Genomic DNA, 21,243 nt, shown 5'->3' on the forward strand with positions numbered 1-21,243 from the left:
ACAGAGATGAGTTCGTGGTTGATTCCAGAACTCATCTTTTTCTTTTCTTAATCCATAGAATTATTAACTCTATAAAGACCTATTGTGTTATATTGGTGATAATTAGGAAAAGTAATGTCACATTGATAAAACGATATTTAATGATATTATGTGATATAATATTTCCGTTGTATATACATATATAAAGTAATAGGGGAAGGTTTGGGGAAATTAATGAAAAAGAATAAAGTTGTCATGGTGTTTTTTGATATTTTAGTTTTAATTCTTTCAATTATCGGTGGTTTAGCAATCCTTAATAATTCGCATTATGCAATGGAGTTATTGTATCAGCGGATTGGTCTTTTTGAAGTGGGATTAATCCTTGTAATGTATCTCATTTTCTATAAGATATTTTCACTTGATAAAATGATTTGGAGAAAAATATCTGTCCATGAAACAATACGAATTGGTTTAGCTAATATCGTGGCGTTCTTATCCTGTATGGTGATCATAATTATTCGTAATGACGAGCTCATTGGAACGCGTGCTATGATTGTGATTACGGGATTGAATGTACTCTTGCAACTCGCAGTACGTTTTGTTGTTCGTTACTATTACGACAAAAAAGAACGCGTAGCCGTAAAAGGTAAAAAACTCCAATCAATTCTAATTTACGGTGCAGGTAGTGCTGGACAAATGATTCTAAATGAAATCAGTCGAAATAATGAATATGGATATAAAGTTATTGGATTTATTGATGATAATCCAAACTTGAAAAATAGTATTATTTATTCAGTACCAGTTCTAGGTAGTATTGACGACATCGAAAAAGTTGTAAAGAAATACGCTGTAGAGTGTGTTTTTGTTGCGATGCCATCTCAACCATTAAATACCCAAAAGGAAATTATTAATAAACTCGTGAAAATTGGGGTGGATGTTAAAACTGTAGAGTCTGCTCAAAAATTAATTCAAAATAAAAACCTAAAAAATAGTCTTCGTAAAATTGAAATTAGTGATTTACTCAATAGACCGGAGATTATAATCGATGATGTAGAAATTTTCAGAAACTTAGATAGTCAGCGTGTGCTCATAACGGGAGCTGGTGGTTCTATTGGTTCAGAGTTAGTGCGGCAAGTAGTTAAGTATTCACCAATGTCCTTAACTTTAGTAGATATTAATGAAAATGGATTGTACGATATTCAGCAAGAACTTAGAATTATGGAACGTGAAGGTGTCATTCCGAAAATAAAAGTCTCGGCAATTATTACATCTGTTCGTGATCAGTCTTCTCTTGAAAAAGTTTTTGAGTCTGCAAAACCAACAATAGTCTTCCATGCTGCGGCTCATAAGCACGTTCCTCTAATGGAAGATGCTCCAGAAGAGGCAATTAAAAATAATATTTTTGGAACATTCAATATCATTCAAACATCAATAAAGTACAAAGTAGAAAAGGTCATAAATATTTCAACGGATAAAGCGGTGAACCCAACAAATATAATGGGGGCTACCAAACGATTTAATGAAATGATGCTTCAAGCATTTGATAAATGTTCAAGCACGAAATTTGTTGCTGTAAGATTTGGAAACGTATTGGGATCAAATGGATCAGTGGTACCACTATTTAGAAAACAAATCGAACAAGGCGGACCAGTTACGGTAACGCATCCAGAAATAATTCGATATTTTATGACAATACCCGAAGCCGTGAGTTTAGTATTACAAGCGGCTACCTATGCAGATGGTGGAGAAATTTTTGTATTAGATATGGGAGAACCTGTTAAAATTCTAAGTTTAGCAGAGAAAGTAATCGAATTAAGTGGCTATGTACCATACAAAGATATAGAAATTAAATTTACAGGACTAAGACCTGGTGAAAAGCTTTATGAAGAATTATTAATGGCAGAAGAAGGATTGCAAAAGACACCAAATGATTTAATACACATTGCAAATCCAATAAATTATGAGATTGATGCGATTAAAACCTCACTACTAACATTAAAACAAGCAGTTGATGGAGAAATCGATGTCTATGATGCGATTAAAGAAACAGTTCCAACTTATTCTAAGAATAACGAGAAATAAAAAGGGGTAAATATGAGTAAAAGAATATTATTAGCTTCTCCTCACATGAGTGAAGAAGGTTTTGAACAAGAATATATAAACAAAGCATTCGAATCCAACTGGATTGCGCCTTTAGGACCTAATGTTGATGGATTTGAACAAGATATTAGAGACTATACGAAATCAACTGAAGCACTTGCATTAAGTAGTGGTACAGCTGCAATTCATTTAGCACTTAAATTATCCAATATTAAACCTGGAGATAATGTTTTTTGTCAGTCTCTTACTTTCGCAGCAACTGCAAATCCAATTATGTATGAAAAAGCTAATCCTATTTTCATCGATAGTGAATATTTGACATGGAATATGAGCCCTGAAGCACTAGAACGTGCGTTTGAAAAGTATCCTGGTACTAAAGTGGTTATCGTTGTACATCTGTATGGTATTAATGCTCGTATGGATGAGATACGTCAAATTTGTGATGATAATAATGCGATACTTATTGAAGATGCTGCGGAATCCCTTGGTAGTTCTTACAAAGATAAAGCATCTGGAACAATCGGTGATTTTGGGATTTTTTCGTTTAATGGGAATAAAATTATCACAACTTCAGGTGGGGGAATGCTTGTTTCGTCAAACAAAGATATGATTGATAAAGCGCGTTTTTGGGCTACACAAGCACGTGAACAGGCTCGACACTATCAACATAATGAAGTGGGTTATAATTATCGTTTAAGTAACGTACTTGCTGGGATAGGTAGAGGTCAAATGCGCGTGCTCGATCAACGCGTTGCTCGAAAAAAAGAAATTTTCAAAAAGTATAAAGAAAGTCTAGGACATTTAGATGGAATCACATTTATGCCAGAAAATGAATGGTCAGAGAATAATTATTGGTTGAGTTCAATGATTGTTAAGAATTCACACATCACAGCTTTAGATGTTATTGTCGCATTAGAGAATGAAAACATTGAATCAAGACCTGTTTGGAAACCAATGCATTTACAACCTGTTTTCTCAGAGTATGATTTTATTAGTGTTGATAATCATGATGTCTCTAAAGATTTATTTGAACATGGTGTCTGCTTACCAAGTGACACAAAAATGACAGATGAAGAACTTGAGCGTGTAATTAAAATAATACATAACGTGTTTCAATAAGTATAGGGGTATATATTAACTCATTGAATACGTATAAAAGGAGCGAAATAATTGTGAATAAATTATATAGGAAATTTCTAAAGAGAGTATTAGATTTTGTTCTTTCTTTAGTTGGGATTATATTACTATCACCAGTATTAGTAATTGTTAGTGTAGTTGGGGGAATATTTCTAAAAGGTAACCCATTTTTTCTACAAGAAAGACCTGGTAAGAATGGTAAAATATTCAAATTAATAAAATTTAGAACGATGAGCAATGAAAAAGATGATAACGGTAATTTACTACCTGCGGATGAAAGACTTATTCCTTATGGAAAGTTTTTAAGATCAACATCTATCGATGAATTACCCGAACTTTTTAACATACTAAAAGGAGATATGGCAATTGTTGGTCCACGTCCATTACTACCAAAGTATCTTCCGTTATACAATAGTGAACAAAAAAGAAGACATGATATTTTACCTGGATTGACAGGATATGCTCAAGTTCATGGACGAAATGATATTGATTGGAGTAAACGATTAGCATTGGATGTTTGGTATGTTGATAATTGTTCTTTTGTACTAGATTGTAAAATTTTTATTAAAACGGTACTTGTAATTTTTAAACGCGATGGAATTACATCAACAAACGCGGGACAAACATTTATGACGGAGTTTAAAGGAGACGAAAATTAGTGAATATTCAGACACCATATTTTTTGATCGATAAAGAAGAATTAGAAAAAAATGTAAATACTTTTTCTAATGCACTTCAAAAATATTGGCCGAATTCAATATTTAGCTATTCTGTAAAAACGAATTCGTTACCATGGGTTTTGGAATTTATGCATAGCAAAAAAATAAGAGCAGAGGTTGTATCAGACGAAGAATATCAATTGTCCAAGCTTTGTGGTTTTTCTGATGACCAAATTGTATACAATGGTCCAATAAAAGGGAACGATCAATTAGAATCAGCTCTAAAGGGAAAAGCAATTATTAATATTGATTCAGAACATGAACTGATGTACATTCTCGAAAATTATCATTTGGTATCAGACAATATTGGAGTAAGAGTTAATGTTCCTACTCATATTTTTAAAAAAGAAGATATTGGTTATGAGGAAGATGGTTTTAGATTTGGATTTTCAGATGAAACTGGTAGACTTGAAAAAGTCATTACTGATTTAAAAAAGGTTGGTATTTCTAAATTTGGATTGCATTTCCATGTAAATAGTGTTTCAAGAAGTAATGATGTATATTCGTCAATTTCAAAATATGCTAAGAATATAATCAATAAATATCAACTTGACCCTTCCTATATTGATATAGGTGGTGGTTTTTTTGGAGGATTACCAACTAAGCCAAGCGCAGAGAGTTATATAGCAACGATTCGAGAAGAACTTGAAGACGTAGTTGATATCAACACTACGAAATTAATAATCGAGCCAGGATCAGCGATTATTGGATCATGTGTTGAATTGTATTCATCAGTATTAGATCTTAAAGAAACACAAAACGTTGAAATTGTCACTACAGATGCGAGTCGATTACATATTGATCCATTATGGAAGAAGCAAAACTATTTTTACAGAATTAAAAAAATGGGAAATGAGTCGTTAAATTCTGGAAAGGATAAACTAATATGTGGTTATACGTGCATGGATCACGATCGAATAATGAAACTTGATAAGGAAGTTTCTGTTGCCGCGGGTGATCAAATTATATTTGAAAAAGTTGGGGCGTACTCAATTACATTAGGCGGGCCGTTTATCAGATATTATCCTAAAGTTTTGGTAAAAGAAGAAAATGATTATTTAATCGTGCGTGATGAGATGAACGTCGGTGATTACTACTCTTTACACAGATCAAAAACATATAGGGGGATCAAAAATGACCAAAAATAATATTTTAGTTTTAGGAGCAACGGGTAATTTAGGTGCATACAGTGCAATCTCGTTAAAGAATAATGGTTTTAATGTTATTGCGGCAGGAAGAAGAAAGAGCGATAATGGATTTTATGAAGATCATGGTATTCCTTATTACTCAATCGATATAACACGCAAGGAAGATTTTGAACAATTGAATGATTTAGGAATTGATACTGTTGTACATCTTGCAGGAGAACTCCCTTCTCGATGTGCTTTTAATCCTGCATTACTTATAGAAACGATTACTGAAGGAACTTTAAATGTTTTAGAATTCATGAAAAACGTAGGGGCTAAAAAAATAATATTTCCAACTACACCTTATGATGTTTTTGCGTATCATGAAAATGGCGAGCCGATGGATGCAGACCTTCCAAGATCATTTCCGCTAACAGGAGATCATAGTATTTATGCAATCGCTAAAAATGCGGCAGTTGATTTGATTGAACATTATCATCATGAAATAGGTATTCAACGATTTGTTCTTAGATTTTTTACAATCTATCAGTATCATCCTAATGCATATCATTATGTGGATATGAAGAAACAAATGATGCCCTACAGATCGTTAATTAAAAGAGCTCAAAATGGAGAAGAAATCACAATTTATGGTGATCCAACACGCGTGAAGGAAATGGTTTATATTAAAGACTTTACGCAGGTTATTGTGAAAGCATCAGAATCTTCTCTTGAAGGTGGTATTTATAATATTGGTAGTCCGAATCGTGTTTCACTTGAAGAAATGATTAGAGGAATTGTTGAAGTATTTTCACCAGCAGATAATAAGTCGAAAATCTCAAATGACTTCGATAAACCGGATACTTTACAATCGATGCTTGATTATAGTAAAACAATAAATGATCTAGGATATGAACCTAAATATGATTATATTACTATGCTTGAAGATTTTAAATCTGAAATGACCAACAATCCTTTTGAAAAATTATGGGGTAAACCAGAAGATTACGAAAATAATTAACGATTACGCATAAATAAATATGAAGAGAGGTAGTAAAATGAATTTACTTTTTTGTAGTGTGGGAAGACGTGGAGAATTAGTCAAAGATTTTAAACAAACAATGAAAAATCACGGGAATATTATCGCTACAGATTGTAGTGAATATGCACCAGCTATTTATTTAGCTGATAAATATTATATTACATCGAGAATCGATGATGAGAATTACATCTCAGAGTTAATTAATATTTGTAAGAAAGAAGATATTAAGGCTATTATGACATTTATAGATCCTGAAATTGAAATTCTTACTAAAAATAGAGAATTATTTAAAGAAATAGGCGTAGAAGTTTTACATCCCGAATACGAAACAGCCAAAATTTGTTTTGATAAATATAAATTTGCGAAACATCTTGAAGCGAACAGTATTTCTACAGTTAAAACTTATGGCGATATTAAAGAATTTTTAGAAAATAAAGATGGTGTTGATTTTCCTGTTTTTGTAAAACCAAGAACTGGTAGTGGTAGTGTTGGTGCTCGTAAAATAAATAATATTGATGAACTTGAAGTTGCCTTTTCGGATGACAATTCCCTAATTATTCAAGAATTAATGGACGAAGAAGATGTAGATGTAGATGTTTACGTTGATACTCTTAGTCGAGAACTTGTGAGTTTCTTTTCAAAGCGTAAAATTGAAACGAGAATCGGTGGTGCCAGCAAAACAATTTCATTTATTGATAAAAACATAGAGCCATTACTTGAAGAATTAGTAAATTGTTTAGATTTTTATGGGCCGATGGATGTTGATTTATTCTATAAAAATGGCCAATATTTCATATCTGAAATTAATCCGCGTTTTGGTGGCGCATATTTACATGCTTATGGTGCCGGTGTGGATTTTGTAGAATTTATTATGAATAATCTCGAAGGGAAAGAGAACTCAAAATCATTCTACCAATATGAAGAAGGCGTTTTGATGATGATGTACGATAGTGTCGTTATAAGTCAAGCGACGGTAGAACGATGAAAATTTTATTTATTTCACTCTCTAAAATTGAAAGTTTTGAAGATGAAGGTATTTATTCTGATTTACTGCATGAATTTATCATAAATGATCATGAAGTAACTGTAATAACACCGGACTCCGAAATGAAAGAAAGACATCTCGAAATTAAGAGTCTAAAGAACAACATTATAAAAATAAAAGTTCCTCAAGTTTCTGGTTTGAAATCCAAAATAGTTAAAGGAATTAATACAGTGCTTTTTCCTCATATACTTTGGAATCGCATGAAATCATTGATAAATGTAAAAAAATTCGATTTAGTCATATATCCTACACCGCCCATTAGTATTGAGAGGATAATACAAAAAATTAAAAAAAGCAACAAGAACATTCAAACTTTATTGTTGTTAAAAGATATTTTTCCACAGAACGCAGTAGACTTAGAATATTTTAGTAAGAGTAGTATAATCTTTAAATATTTTAGAAAGCAGGAAATGCGATTATATAATGTCAGTGATTCAATAGGTTGTATGTCTCAGGGAAATAGACAGTTTATATTAAAAAATAACGAATATTTAGCAGAAAGTGATATAACTATTGTCCCGAATAGTATATCTATAAATAGAGTATGTGGTAGGGTACAAGCTGAAGTAAAACAAATCAAGAGAAATGAATTTCTACTGCCACTAGAAAAAAAAATAATTGTTTATGCAGGGAATTTAGGCAAACCCCAAAGTATAGATTTTCTAATTGAAAGCTTAGAAAAGATTAAAGAATCTGAAAATTTTGTTCATTTTGCATTTTGTGGGAGTGGCACAGATGCGAATAAATTAAAAAAATACTGTATAGATAATCCCACACAATGTAGTTACTATGGACAATTAAGTAAATTGAAATCAGATGAGCTAATCTCAATATCTGATTATGGCCTCATACTATTAGACGCTAGATTTACAATTCCTAATATTCCCAGTAGGATGCTTTCATACATGAAGTTTGGTCTTCCGTTGATAGCATTAACAGACATCAATACAGATATCAAGGATACTATAATAGAGAATAATCTTGGTTATTGGGCAGAAAGTAGGGGGGAGGAAATGAAAAATATAATTAATAGCATTCATGGACTATCAGATGAAAACTATGTCAAAAGTTCCAACTGTGTTATAAAATACGTAAAGGATATGTGCAATACTGAAAAAGGTTATAAAGAAATTATCAAACAATTAAAATAAGTATCATAAATTTGAGAAGAACATTATTGTAAAAAAAAAGGTGGTTAAATTATGTTTAAAGATAAAGTATTACTTGTAACAGGTGGAACGGGATCGTTTGGTAATGCACTTGTTAGACGATTTATAAAAGAAGATATTAAGGAAATTAGAATTCTTTCTCGTGATGAGAAGAAACAAGATGATATGCGTAAACTATATCAAGATGATCGCCTTAAATTTTTTATTGGCGATGTAAGAGATCGCTCATCACTAGTACATGCTGTTAAGGGGGCAGACTATATTTTTCATGCTGCAGCTTTAAAGCAAGTACCTGCATGTGAATTTTTTCCAATTGAAGCAGTTAAAACCAATGTAATTGGAACAGATAATGTATTAGAGGAAGCAATTGCTCAAGGGGTTGAGCGTGTAGTTTGTCTTTCAACGGATAAAGCAGCCTATCCAATTAACGCTATGGGAATTTCAAAAGCAATGATGGAAAAATCATTCATAGCTAAAGCAAGAATATCATCTGGAACAGTAATATGTGGAACTCGTTATGGAAATGTAATGGCCTCCCGTGGCTCTGTAATTCCACTGTTTTTAGATCAAGTCCAAGCTGGCAAGGAGTTAACGATTACAAATCCTAAAATGACACGATTTTTAATGAGTCTCGATGATGCTGTTGACTTGGTGTTATTTGCCTTTAAAGAAGGACAATCGGGTGATTTGTTCGTACAGAAATCTCCAGCAAGTACAGTTGAAGATTTGGCACAAGCAATTATCGAAATTACGAAACATGATAAGGGCACTCGTGTTATTGGTACTAGACATGGAGAAAAAATCTATGAAACTTTACTTACAAAAGAAGAATATGTTAAAGCTGAAGATTTGGGAGACTATTATCGTGTACCTATGGATCAAAGAGATTTGAACTATGATAAGTACTTTGTAGAAGGTGAAGAGCACGATGTTATTGATGAATATCATTCACATAACACATATCGTCTAAATATAGATGAAATTAAAGATAAATTATATAACTTATATGAAATTAAAGATAAGTTAAAGGAGTTTTAGTCCTGAATTTTCGATTTTTATAGACTTAGATGATACCAAACCAAAAATATAAAAGAACAAACTAGAAATATCTACTTAGTTGATTTAAACTCATTTAAATATAAGAATAATGATGTATAAAACTTCACATATGTGAAGTTTTATACTTATAGTAAAATATGAGAGGTTTTCAAAGGAATGGATTATAGTATGAATTAGCAAAAAGTAATAACAAATTTTAGAACGTGTCTTGAAGAAACTTGTAGAAGGTCGTTAATCATATTTCTAAAATAAATCTTACTTAAAGCGACACTGCAAGAAATACTCTATTTATGCAGGTATTCTAGCTTATCTTGTAACCAAATAGAAAAGTAAAATATAAGAAATTTTGTATAGTATAAATTTAGAAATAAGAAAATACAATGTGGTATTTGCACATACGTAAGAAAACATCACTAACGAAGATAACTTTTTATATTTAATACAGAGTTTGAATACAACTGCTGATATATTGGGTGCTTCACGAATCATTAGTACAAATTCGAGAGCAAAATAGTTGTTGGATTCATCATTTAATTCTATGTATCCCTACATTCAAGCACAATAATGTTTAGCTTTTAATGATAATGTGGTCTTATAAAACTATTCTAAGACATCTTTAAGTGATTGTGGTACGATAAGTTAGTAATCACCAATTATTGCCTTTAAAGCACAGAATATAAGACTGAAGATTAACCCCTAAGAAGGAATAATGGAGGGATTGCAAAGATGGTTTGGTTAGGTAAAGAAAGATTTATAAAAGAACTTAGAGTATAAGAGACACAAGAAAAAAGCAAACTACGGACTATTTTAGCTTTTAGTATGCCGAGAGTTTCTGATTTAGTGTTACGAATTAATATTTCTTATACTGATTATATATAAAGAAGAGTGTGGTAAAAGTGAAAAAAAGAATAATTTATGTAAGTCCTCATACTGATGAAGATTTAGGTCATTTGTCGAGTTCTTTGCAAATTCAAAATATAATGTCAAAGAGTGTTTATGGATTATTAGAAAAAACGGATTTTGAAACATTAGTTGTAAACAGTCCTTCTAAACTTCAAGATAATGGAGTTTTTATAAGGAAACAGCAAAAAAAAGGAACCATCCGGTTGGGATATATCAATCTTTTCTTATTGAGAGAAATATCTCTATCTTTTAATTTGTTCAATTGTTTGAGAAAAGAATTAAATAAAAATGATATAGTTTTAGGATACAATTTTGGTCCTACGTTTTTCTTGGCGCTTTTATTCTGTAAAAAGAAAAAAGTTCTTTTCGGAACATTCTTTTTAGATCCCCCTACAATTTTTCCAGGCTTGGGTCGACTAAAAAATATTTTGTTTAAAATTTGGAATAATATTTCAAAGGTTTTAAGTAAAAAAATTAATTTTGTAATAACTATTGCCCCTCCAATTATTGAAGATTTCTTCCCAAACTTACCGTCAAAGAACAAACTCGTTTTCCCACTTTGTTATAGTCATGACTACCTAAATGAAATTAATTCTTTTCGATACAACGAAACTGAATTTAATTCAGAAGACAATTTAAGTTTTTTGTTTGCAGGGAATCTAGATTATCACAATGATATTGAATTATTGCTGAAAGTTTTTTCTCAACGTCCTAATATAAATCTCATTCTATATGGGGGAGGCAGGTTAGAACAAAAAGTTATAGAATATTCAAAAAAATATGATAATATTAAATATAATGGACTAGCAGATTACTCTACGTTAATAAAGGCATACCAATCAACAGACATTTTACTTGCGCCTAGAAGTATCAAAAATGATAGGGATAAATTTTTATCCAAATATGGAGTGTCTTCAAAGCTCTCTGAGCTTCTACTGTTTGGTAAACCAGTCATAACAAGAAATATTCCAGCTATTCCTGAAAATATAATTGATTATGTTTTTAAATATGATTCGGATGATGATTTTATTAAAATAATTTATGACATGAATAATGATTTTAAATGCTATTACGATCAAGCCCAAGCTAATAAGGAAAAGTATGTTAGAAATTTTTCATGGGACAATCAAGTAAACTTATTAGAAGAATTTCTTGAAAGTCTTAAGGAGGACTAAAATGTATTATTCGATCTTTATTTACTTATTTATACTGAGTTGTTTCGAGATTTATCAAAAAAAACTTGGAAACAGGATAGAAACAAAGAAAAAAATTATTTTTATAATTCCTGTTGTTTTAGTACTAGCTTTAAAATATGGGCAGGGTGCAGATTATGTTGTATACGAATATTTTTACGAAAATCCTAATATGATAAATAATATGGATATTTTCTATAACTTAATAGCAAAAACGAGTTATAATTTAGGAATCAATTTTTTTGTATTTTACTCATTAGTTACAGTTTTCCTGTGTGCCGCATTAATATACTTATTGCTAGATTATACAGAGTTATTTTTCTTTCCGTTCTTTTACTTTTTTGGGAGATATCTAGTCTATTTTCACACTACTATTCGACAAGGTCTTGCGATAGTGTTTTATCTGTTTGTTCTTTTTGAAATTGTTGTAAAAAATTCAAGAAGTTCGAATAAAAAAGCAATATTTTTTTCTCTATTATCGGTTTTATTCCATAGTTCGTCGCTTCCATTTGTGCTTTTACTAAATGGTTATAATCTGTTCGTTAAGAATAATAAGTTTAAAGCTTATTATAAGAGAATTTCTAAATACCTAATTGCACTAGACTGTTTATATGTAATACTAGTCTCTTTTGTCTTGTACATTACTCTATCAAAGATCTTACCATTTTTTCTACTTTTCTTAAATCGGGATTTTATTAATCACCGTCTTCAGTTCTATCTTAACCCTACTAGTTTAACTTCTTTTATGTATCGTGTAATAGAATATTATTTGATTAATATTATCATCAAGGGAAATATAGGAGATAATAATTCTATCTTTAGTAAAACAAAATTTATTACTACGGTTTCATTATTATTCTATGGTATGTTAGGATTCTCCTCTTTAATTTCAACACGAATGATTATCTATATTGATATTCTGAAAGTCTTTTTGATTCCACAAGTTATCATCAGCAAAATAGTTAATTTGCAAATAGGTCTGGATATTACTCGACTTAAATCAAAGATTACATATGCAATAGCTTTTATTATCTTATTTATTGCTATTGATTACATTAAATTTATGAGAACTGAAAATAATTTTGGAAATTATTATAACAAGAACTACTATCCATATGTTTCCATTTTTAACAAAGATAAAATTGTCGAATATTCAGATTATTATAAAATTCTCTCTGAATAATTTGAATGTTAATTACAGAATTATACGAATATTTAGTTCTTTAAATCAAGCAAATATCTAGGATTAAAATTTTACAGAGAAAAACAAAAAATCTTGAACCCGAACAGCAACACAGCTCTAGGGTTGCAGGGGATAGTGGATTTTTAAAAAGTTTGTATAATTTAGTGAAATCAACCAAACAAGAGAATCATGTTAAGCGTTAAAGAGAAACGAAGATGCAAACTGTAATAGAAACTACCTTTTAGCATTTTTCTCTAAATATGGTGTACAAAACGGATCTATGAATTACTGAATTCTAATTTTTAAAAGAAAGAAGATTATTATTTCCTTTAGTGGCATTGTAGATTGTGAGGCTATGGACAAATTCTTAGTGCACGATGGTATTAGTCTTAGTCAAACTTATTCTAACGGGAATAGCGCAACACTTATATAGACAAATTAATAATAGAATGTTGCTTGTATTCTAATGGTGTTTTATACTCCAATGCTGCATGAAACCTCTGGAATTAAACCACTCAACATATTTGCCGAACTCACAATTCAATTATTCAAATATAGATAAAATATGCTTTCTGACAAGCTCTTTTTTGATCGTCTTGAATTGTGTCTCAGCTACGGCATTGTCGTAAGGGTTGCCTTCCGACTTAATGACTGTTTAATCCCAAACGTTGATAAGACATCATCAATTGAATAATTATCGAATTCACTTCCTCTATCTGAGTGAAAGTACTTAATGCTACCTAAATTTGAATGTATATTCGTAAACGCCTTATGAACCAGTTCGGCGTTTTTCTTTTGCCAACAACTGTATCCAACGATTTCACGATTATGTAAATCCATGATGGTGCAGATGTAACTCTAACTAGAACCAACTCTTACATAAGTTAAATCACTGACTACTAATTCAAACTGCTGACGATCATCAAACTTCAGATTAACTGCATTTGTTGTAGTACTTTCATTGACCTTTGATTTGTATGAACGATATTTCTTGTTGTATAAACCGATACTAGGCGATTGTCACACTTGATTCGTGATATATGTCTAAAGGATAAAATAACTTCTTCGAGGTCAATACCCCCTTTCCCTTTATTTTTCGTGTTCCATAGATTACATGACTGTCATAGAATACTTTTGTGACTTTCTCGGCGTATTCATCAACTTTCTCACTTGAATCCACGTATATATAAACGTATTGTCTAATAACGTTTAGAATGTTGCGCATTGCTGATATGGGATACTTACGGCGATTTGACCGGATGAGTTTTACTTTCGTGCCATTATCAGCGCCGCTTGCTTTAAAATATCATTTTCCATCTTGAGTTGCCTGTTCTCTTTCTCAAGTTCAATGCGTCGGTTCTCTTCAGGAGTTCTATTTTCATATGCCTTTAATGAACCACTCTTGTTGAGCTCTTCATGCATCCGTAGATCACAGATGCATGAAGGTTGTGCTATCGCTCGAAATTTAGGATGGTTTTGCCACTGTTATAAAGCTCAACGATTTGCTTCTTGAAATCCACACAATATCTTTTCTAGTCCTACTAGGTTCCCTGCTTTCTTGCATTACAGCATGTCTATTAAGAAAGTGTCATCTAAAGTGTACCCATCGACACTAACGCTAGATATTGTAGAATATACTTTTTTTTCTGACTGTCATAAAAAAATTACATAAACAAATTATAATAACTTGACGTCTTTTATTTAAAAAATCTCTGTATTGTCGTAAATTTGCTGATATCTGAATTTATAAAAGTATGTTATTTAGAATAGATAATTTAGATTTTGTCATAAGTAAATTTTATATCTTAATGTGTGAATCAATAGTTTATCTTATTTATATACTCAATGTTCTCTGATTTTTGGCGGATTCTAATTGGAAGTGAAAGAAATTGATATAAACATTTGATTCCTAACATAATCATTGTTAAAAAAACTGCCGTATTTCACATACTTGTTTGAATACCGGTATAATATTTTATATTTATCGCAAAAAGTCTATAATACTTTTTATTATCTCTCCATAAGTGCACGTTATGGGAGTATTATGTTTATACCAAGAAGCACAGGGGAAGCAATCGTGCTTTTTGAAATATCAATTAACGGAGGAGAATTTAATGGATATTATAAAACAAGTCCTGTCTGATCAGGCGTTTCTAGGAGCGATATTCTCAACAATATCAATCATCCTTTTAGGTTACTACCTAAAGAAAACAAATAAAGTTACAGATGATGCATCAAAAGCATTAACTGCAGTATTACTTAATGTTGCGTTACCAGCATTAGCATTTAAAGCATTTATGACAGATATTAAACCTGAAACATTTACTGTTGGTTTAAACTCATTCATCTTTGGTTTTGTGGCATATGTACTCTTAATTCTTATCACATTAGCTTATACAGCTAAATATAAAGGTGATAAACTTGATGCAATGCGTGGACTTACAATCTTTGGATCCACAACATTCTTCGGTATTCCCATCATTTCAGCTTTCTTAGGAAATGAAGGAGCACTTTACGCAAACTTATTTAATGTAGCATACCGTGTATTCCTATACTCATATGGCTATATCTTATTCTCAGGTTTAAAATTTGAGAAGAAAAACTTAAAACAAATTATTCTTAACCCAATCATTATTGCTACATTCTTAGGATTCTTAATTTGGATGTTCCAAGCAAGCCTGCCACAAGTAACTGTAGGCGCTGGTGAAACTGCTAAGACAGTTGCATTCTTACGTTTAGATGTGACACTTCCATGGTTCATGAAAGCTGTTGGTTACTTAGCATCATTATCATCACCACTTGCATGGTTAGCAATCGGTATGACATTAGCAAAAATTTCACTTAAAGATGCAACTAAAGACGTTAATGTTTGGATCTACTCATTTGGAAAACTGGTTGTTGTTCCAGCAATTATGCTACTTATCATGATTTTCTACAAGAAAATCGGATTCTTACCTTTAGACTACGTTGCGATTACTGGTGTAATCATCATGCTTGCAACACCACCTGCAACCGTTGCCGTAAGTTATGCAATTAATTTTGATAAAGAAGCATTATTCTCGTCAAATGCATCACTTGTTGCTACAGTATTATCGATTGTTGCAATCATTTTATGGTTAGTTATTCTTACAGCATTACATGGCGTAGGAATTATCTAAGAATCAAAAAAGGAGATTTAAAATGAAACTATTATGCTACGGTGTTCGACCAGTAGAAAAACAATTCTTTGTAGAGTTAAATGAAAAATTCAATTTTGACTTAGTCTTAACAGAAAAAATGCTAAATGACGAAACAGTTCATATGGCAGAAGGTTGTGAGGCAGTAATGCTTCGCGGGAATTGCCCAGGAAATCGCCAAAATTTAGAAATTTACAAAAATTATGGCGTTAAGTATGTCTTAACACGTACTGTAGGATATAACCATATCGATTTAGAAGCTGCTAAAGAATTTGGTTTAAAAGTTGCTTATGTACCATTCTACTCACCTAATGCAATTGCTGAATTAGCATTAACACTTTCATTAACACTTGCACGTCATACTCAATACACTGCAAACAATACACATAAAGGAAACTTCAAAATTGATGACTTTATGTTTAGTAAAGAAATTCGTAAATCAACAGTTGGGATTATTGGTTTAGGTAAAATCGGATTTACCGCAGCTACAATCTTCAAAGGTGTTGGTGCCAATGTTATTGGTTATGATGTTGTTGAAAAAGACTATCTTGGAGATACATGTACTCAAGTAGATCTTGAAACACTTTTAAAAGAGTCAGACATCATCTCGATGCATATGCCTTACTTCAAGGGGTCAAATGATGAATTCTTGAATGCAGAGAAAATTGCTCAAATGAAAGATGGCGTTATTGTTGTGAATACTTCACGTGGAGAACTTCAAAACATTAATGATATTCTTGATGCTGTTGAATCTGAAAAAATCCAAGGTTTCGCGGCAGATGTTCTTGCAAATGAAACAAAATACTTTAATAAGGATTTATCAGGAGAAGCGTTTGATGAATTACAAACACGTTTGAATAATCTTTATCCACGCGTTCTTGTAACCCCACATGTTGGTTCATATACTGATGAAGCTGTAAGTAATATGGTCGAATACTCATATGAAAACCTTCAAGAGTTTATCGACAAAGGTGAATCAAAGAATCAATTAGCTTAAATTTACTAAAACCGTCGTAAGACGGTTTTTTTTATCCACTAACGATAACGATTAAATGCAATTATCATTTAAAGTTCAAGGTATCATGATACCATGTTCTTAAATATTGGAGGATTTTATGGGGAAAAATTTAAGCGTAGCATTAATGGCGTTTTTAGTATTTATATCATCGGGATTCATAGCTCCCGTTTATGCAGATAATCCACCTGAAGTTACAGAAACAGAATACAGTGAAATGAAAGATGCCTTTGATTACAGCATCGTTTTGTCAGGATACCACTCAGCACGACAATCATTTGTTACCGGACCTGTTGCCGTTCGTCGTGATTCGAGTTTACCGACTAATTTGATGTCTTTTACCTATGGTGCCGAAGCATCACTTTCTTTGGTTGAAAATGCGGAGCCACTTGCTTTACTGATTGGTGGTAGAGTGCGCAATTTAAATGCGCACGTACAACCGCAAATTCAAAAAACAAATATTTCGGGTCAACTGATTAATTCGAAATTAGTTACGGATGATTTCACATGGCCTGATCAAGTTTTTAAAAATGCCGATGGTACACCAAGTTTAGGTGCAGAGCAAAAATCATATTTGCCGACATCTCGAACAACGGAATTGTTTTTAGGCTTTGATAAGCAAGTTAAACTTACCTCTGATACGATGAAACCGTTGGTGGAATCATTGGGTCAATCAAATGGTAAAACGCTTGGTGGAAAGTGGGTCAATGGTAAGCAAGTTAAGTATAATATTCAACCTTCACAAAAAAACGCTAAAATTCTGGTTGTTAATATTGAACCCAATGAGAAGGGTGAGGTTTTAATTTCTGATTTTGGCTTTGATTATGAATCCGTAATTAATAATAAAAATATCGAACAGGTGATTATTACATCGTACCGTATGGTTCAAGGAAAACCAGAATACGCGAAAAAAGTGATCCATCACAGTAATTTTATGTCCAATAAAGGCGGGGCTGAACATACTCTTCCCAGTGGAAGTTCGGAGATTGCTGAACATGGTGCAAAAATCATTCATTACATGCCTGAAGCTACTCAACTAACAGATTTTTATAACGATAAAAATCAAAATGGTGATTTCTTTGCACCGCGTGGAATTTCAGTTATGCATAGTGGCTTGGATGTTGATGGAAGCTTGCACTTAGACAGCGATGAAATCAGCAAAGAAAATAACATCATTTCCTATGACGATGTATTCGGAACAATCTTTGCACCGAAGGCAAGTGTTGTGTTAAGCGGTGCGAATGTTTATGGTCAAATTTTTGTGGTTGATTACCACCAACGTGGTAATAACACTCATGTCTTTATTCCCAATACATGGTTATCCTCAATGATTCCACCACAAACTGATAATCTTCACACCATTCAAATTCAAAAAGTTGATCAAGATGATCCAAACCATGTTTTGGCTGGTTCTAGGATAACTTTAGGGATGGTTTTCGGTAACAAGCTCAAGTATTATCGTATTCGCAACAACGTTGTTGATTGGGTTGAAGATGTAGAAGATGCGGCAGTGCTAGAGACAGGAACGGATGGGTTGGTTGCCTTTCCTAGATTAATTCCGAGCACGCGTCCTTATTATGTGATTGAAATGGAAGCTCCCACGGGTTATGACCTAGGCTTTATCGATGAAGAAGTGATTGTTGACCCTGATCATAAGGGCATTCAACGTAAGGGAGTGCCAGTGACCATTACACAATCTTCAGGTCGAGTCATTGAAACTCACGTTTATAATAAGAAGACACCCAAGCCAAAAGTCCTTTTCAACATCAATAAACACAATCAACAGGGGGATTTATTGAATCATGCAGGTTTCTTACTTTTCAAAATAGATAAGAATCATCGTTTTTACTACAGCACAAGTTCATCATCGTCTGAGACTGTGTGGACACAAGAAGCTGATGAAAAAAATGTGTTGTTTACGGAACAAGGTCGATTTAATACTGACTTAAATTTAGAAGTTGGAACGTATTACCTTCAAGAAATTATCGCACCAGAGGGTCATGTGTTGAACTCTACAATCCGTGAGATTACTCTGAGTGAGCAGGATAACCCTCATATGGAAACAATTCTTAATCAACAAATGGATGCAGACAATCAGTTACAACTTTCCAAAGTAGGGGTTGAAGATGATGACAGCATCACACCGTTCATAGCACCACTTTGGGCTCGCTTTAAGCTATATAACATGCAAACAGGTCGCTATTATGCTGTGAAAGATCAGAACGTTGTATGGACTGTTGGAACGGATCCCAAGGCGGTAATTGAAACGGACGGGTTAACTGGAGATATTCTTTTTAAAGAATTACCGAAGGGGGATTATGTTTTGCTTGAGGTAGAGACATCTCAAGGTTACGTGGTGGATACCCAACCTCGCATCATCCATGTCGAAAATGCTGCGGTGACACCAGTTGAATACCAATTTGAAAACTATAAAAAAGTACGTACTATTTATGGTACAATCGCAATTGAAAAAGTTGATGCATCAAATCCTTTAATTAAACTCCAAGGCGCACAGTTTGTTCTAACAAAAAACGATGAACACGGCGATACCTACTACTACACGATTTCGAACCAGGCTGTAAAATGGGTAAAAAGTACAACGCCTCCAGCTGATGCAATTGTGGAAACAAACGAGAAGGGTAAGGCTGTTTTTATTGGGGTTGAACCAAACCAAGATTATCAAGTTCAAGAAGTAAAAGCACCGGATGGTTATGAGGGGAATGTGACGGTGGATATTACGAAAGCTGATTTTGATGACCAGCTAGCAACTGTACCTCTTGTTGTACGTAAAACCGTCACAAATACGAAAACTCATACATCACGTGATTATAGTTTTATAAAAGTTGATGAACGCGATCAACCATTATCTGGCGCATCCTTTTTACTCTATAATATGATCGATGGAACGCGTAACTATTATCGTGGCGATGGCACATGGACTGAAGACCGCAATCAAGCGGACCCAAGCGTATCGACACCTTCAGGTATCGTGACGTTTAATGATGTACCATTAGGAAATTACTTTATTCAAGAAGTTGAAGCACCACAGGGATATCAGTTAAAAAACCAACCGTTATCCATTCAAGTGAAGCAGGAGGCTGGGATGCCTTTACGCTTCAAGAATCTAAAAGTACCACGACACCACCGTTTGGAAATCACTAAGTTAGATGGGGATAACCCTCGTGTCACCTTACGCGATGCTATCTTTGTCTTGTATCGTGACCAAGACGGTCAAAAAGAATATTATAATTCGGAAAATGGAATTACTTCCTGGGAAACGAGGGAGGTACGCCATCGTAGTGACCGTTATGGCCACCTCTACTTTGAGAACCTTGAACCGGGAACGTACACAATCGAAGAGGTGCAAGCACCACTGGGATATGAAACGGCAACCTATAAAGAATCGATAACGATAACGGATAAGGATGATACCCTGATCACCCGACAAGTTTTAAATCATAAAGAGGCAGATCCAATCACACCCGGAACGCAATACCACGCACTCAATATCTACAAAGTTGATGCAGCAGATGATACCAAATTGCTTCAAGATGCCGTATTACGCTTAAGTCGTAAGGGTCAAGGAACAACATGGTATTATCATCAGGATGACTATGGTTTTGTGACTTGGCGACTTGATCCTTCTGAGGGAACCGTTATGAATACCGATGCCAAAGGATTTACTCAATTTTCTCAACTTGAAGCAGGAACTTATGAACTCGAAGAACTCAAAGCACCTCAGGGTTATGAGTTACTCAGAAACCCCGTATCTATTGTGGTTGAAGATGGTGTAACCTCAGGTGATACATCGTTTGTTTTAAAAAATACGAAACAGGAGGACCCAATGGAATCTTTTGATTTGCTTTTGGTAAAACGTGATGCGCAGACATATAAAACACTCAAGGGTGCTGAGTTTGGACTTTATCGTATCCATGAGGGGCAAAAAGAGTATTATCAACAGGATGGCTCATGGTCTAAAGATATCGCAACGTGGGTTAGCGATGCATCCGGATCCATTCAATTTGAGAAATTAGCACAAGACACCTATTGGTTAAAAGAATTAGCAGCCCCGCAAGGGTATCAGCGCTTAACAGACCCTGTGGAGGTAACATTAACACGTTCGATGAGTATGGATGTCTTAAACACAAAAGCAACCTCAGAGGTTCCTCAAACACCTCACAAACCGCAAAAACCGGAGATATCGGTACCAAGTGAAAAACTTCCTGCTACCGGTATCACACCAAAAGGAATTTGGCACTATGGTATTGTTCCAAGTATCGTGGGCGGCTTGTTGTTGTGGATCAATCGGAAACAAAAAAAGAAGCGAAATTTTAAATAATTTCACTTGTGATTTTGAGAAGAACCTTAACAATTATCACAAGATGGATTTACTTTA

The 21,243-nt window shown here is 33.2% G+C and carries 14 protein-coding genes; 13 read left to right on the forward strand and 1 reads right to left on the reverse strand.

Annotated features, from left to right (window positions below; genetic code table 11):
* Positions 1-213 precede the first annotated feature (213 nt).
* The 10 genes from EL194_RS01720 (at position 214) to EL194_RS01765 (ending at position 12,656) form a co-directional block, all read left to right on the forward strand.
* Entirely contained in the window at positions 214-2,061 is a 1,848-nt protein-coding gene (locus tag EL194_RS01720) for a polysaccharide biosynthesis protein (RefSeq protein ID WP_034886684.1), read from the forward strand.
* A 12-nt stretch (positions 2,062-2,073) separates the two neighbouring features.
* Positions 2,074-3,198: a DegT/DnrJ/EryC1/StrS family aminotransferase gene (locus EL194_RS01725; protein ID WP_003774635.1), complete on the forward strand. Its 1,125-nt coding sequence runs from the start codon at positions 2,074-2,076 to the stop codon at positions 3,196-3,198.
* A 53-nt stretch (positions 3,199-3,251) separates the two neighbouring features.
* The gene (locus EL194_RS01730; protein ID WP_003774637.1) at positions 3,252-3,875 is read left to right on the forward strand and encodes a sugar transferase; all 624 of its coding nucleotides are present in this window, start codon (positions 3,252-3,254) and stop codon (positions 3,873-3,875) included.
* Positions 3,875-5,083 (forward strand): type III PLP-dependent enzyme domain-containing protein, encoded by a 1,209-nt coding sequence (locus EL194_RS01735; protein WP_003774639.1) that lies wholly within the window; start codon positions 3,875-3,877, stop codon positions 5,081-5,083. Before EL194_RS01730 ends, EL194_RS01735 begins: the two co-directional genes overlap by 1 nt.
* Positions 5,070-6,083 carry an NAD-dependent epimerase/dehydratase family protein gene (locus EL194_RS01740; protein ID WP_003774641.1) on the forward strand — a complete coding sequence of 338 codons (1,014 nt, stop codon included), beginning with the start codon at positions 5,070-5,072 and terminating at the stop codon, positions 6,081-6,083. Before EL194_RS01735 ends, EL194_RS01740 begins: the two co-directional genes overlap by 14 nt.
* A 37-nt stretch (positions 6,084-6,120) precedes the next feature.
* Complete coding sequence (locus EL194_RS01745) at positions 6,121-7,089, forward strand: ATP-grasp domain-containing protein (RefSeq protein WP_034886687.1); 969 nt, start codon at positions 6,121-6,123, stop codon at positions 7,087-7,089.
* Positions 7,086-8,300 (forward strand): glycosyltransferase family 4 protein, encoded by a 1,215-nt coding sequence (locus EL194_RS01750; protein ID WP_003774646.1) that lies wholly within the window; start codon positions 7,086-7,088, stop codon positions 8,298-8,300. The genes EL194_RS01745 and EL194_RS01750 overlap by 4 nt, the downstream gene beginning before the upstream one ends.
* 51 nt (positions 8,301-8,351) lie before the next feature.
* Positions 8,352-9,356 (forward strand): polysaccharide biosynthesis protein, encoded by a 1,005-nt coding sequence (locus EL194_RS01755; RefSeq protein ID WP_003774648.1) that lies wholly within the window; start codon positions 8,352-8,354, stop codon positions 9,354-9,356.
* A gap of 917 nt (positions 9,357-10,273) precedes the next feature.
* Positions 10,274-11,455, forward strand: coding sequence for a glycosyltransferase (locus EL194_RS01760; RefSeq protein ID WP_034886690.1), 1,182 nt, complete (start codon positions 10,274-10,276; stop codon positions 11,453-11,455).
* Position 11,456: 1 nt separating this feature from the next.
* The gene (locus EL194_RS01765; protein WP_003774652.1) at positions 11,457-12,656 is read left to right on the forward strand and encodes an EpsG family protein; all 1,200 of its coding nucleotides are present in this window, start codon (positions 11,457-11,459) and stop codon (positions 12,654-12,656) included.
* A gap of 612 nt (positions 12,657-13,268) precedes the next feature.
* Here EL194_RS01765 and EL194_RS08720 read toward each other — a convergent pair.
* Entirely contained in the window at positions 13,269-13,508 is a 240-nt protein-coding gene (locus tag EL194_RS08720) for a DDE-type integrase/transposase/recombinase (RefSeq protein WP_411431254.1), read from the reverse strand.
* A 1,262-nt stretch (positions 13,509-14,770) separates the two neighbouring features.
* On the opposite strand from EL194_RS08720, the gene EL194_RS01775 reads away from it, so the two are divergent.
* The 3 genes from EL194_RS01775 to EL194_RS01785 all read left to right on the forward strand — a co-directional run bounded on the left by EL194_RS01775 (position 14,771) and on the right by EL194_RS01785 (position 21,186).
* The gene (locus EL194_RS01775; RefSeq protein ID WP_013853332.1) at positions 14,771-15,814 is read left to right on the forward strand and encodes an AEC family transporter; all 1,044 of its coding nucleotides are present in this window, start codon (positions 14,771-14,773) and stop codon (positions 15,812-15,814) included.
* Positions 15,815-15,836: 22 nt separating this feature from the next.
* Positions 15,837-16,829, forward strand: a complete 993-nt coding sequence (locus EL194_RS01780) for a 2-hydroxyacid dehydrogenase (RefSeq protein ID WP_003774665.1) — start codon at positions 15,837-15,839, stop codon at positions 16,827-16,829.
* A gap of 118 nt (positions 16,830-16,947) precedes the next feature.
* Complete coding sequence (locus tag EL194_RS01785; RefSeq protein WP_003774667.1) at positions 16,948-21,186, forward strand: SpaA isopeptide-forming pilin-related protein; 4,239 nt, start codon at positions 16,948-16,950, stop codon at positions 21,184-21,186.
* Positions 21,187-21,243 lie beyond the last annotated feature (57 nt).

This window comes from Erysipelothrix rhusiopathiae, assembly GCF_900637845.1.
In the GTDB taxonomy this organism is placed as follows: Bacteria; Bacillota_I; Bacilli_A; order Erysipelotrichales; family Erysipelotrichaceae; genus Erysipelothrix; species Erysipelothrix rhusiopathiae.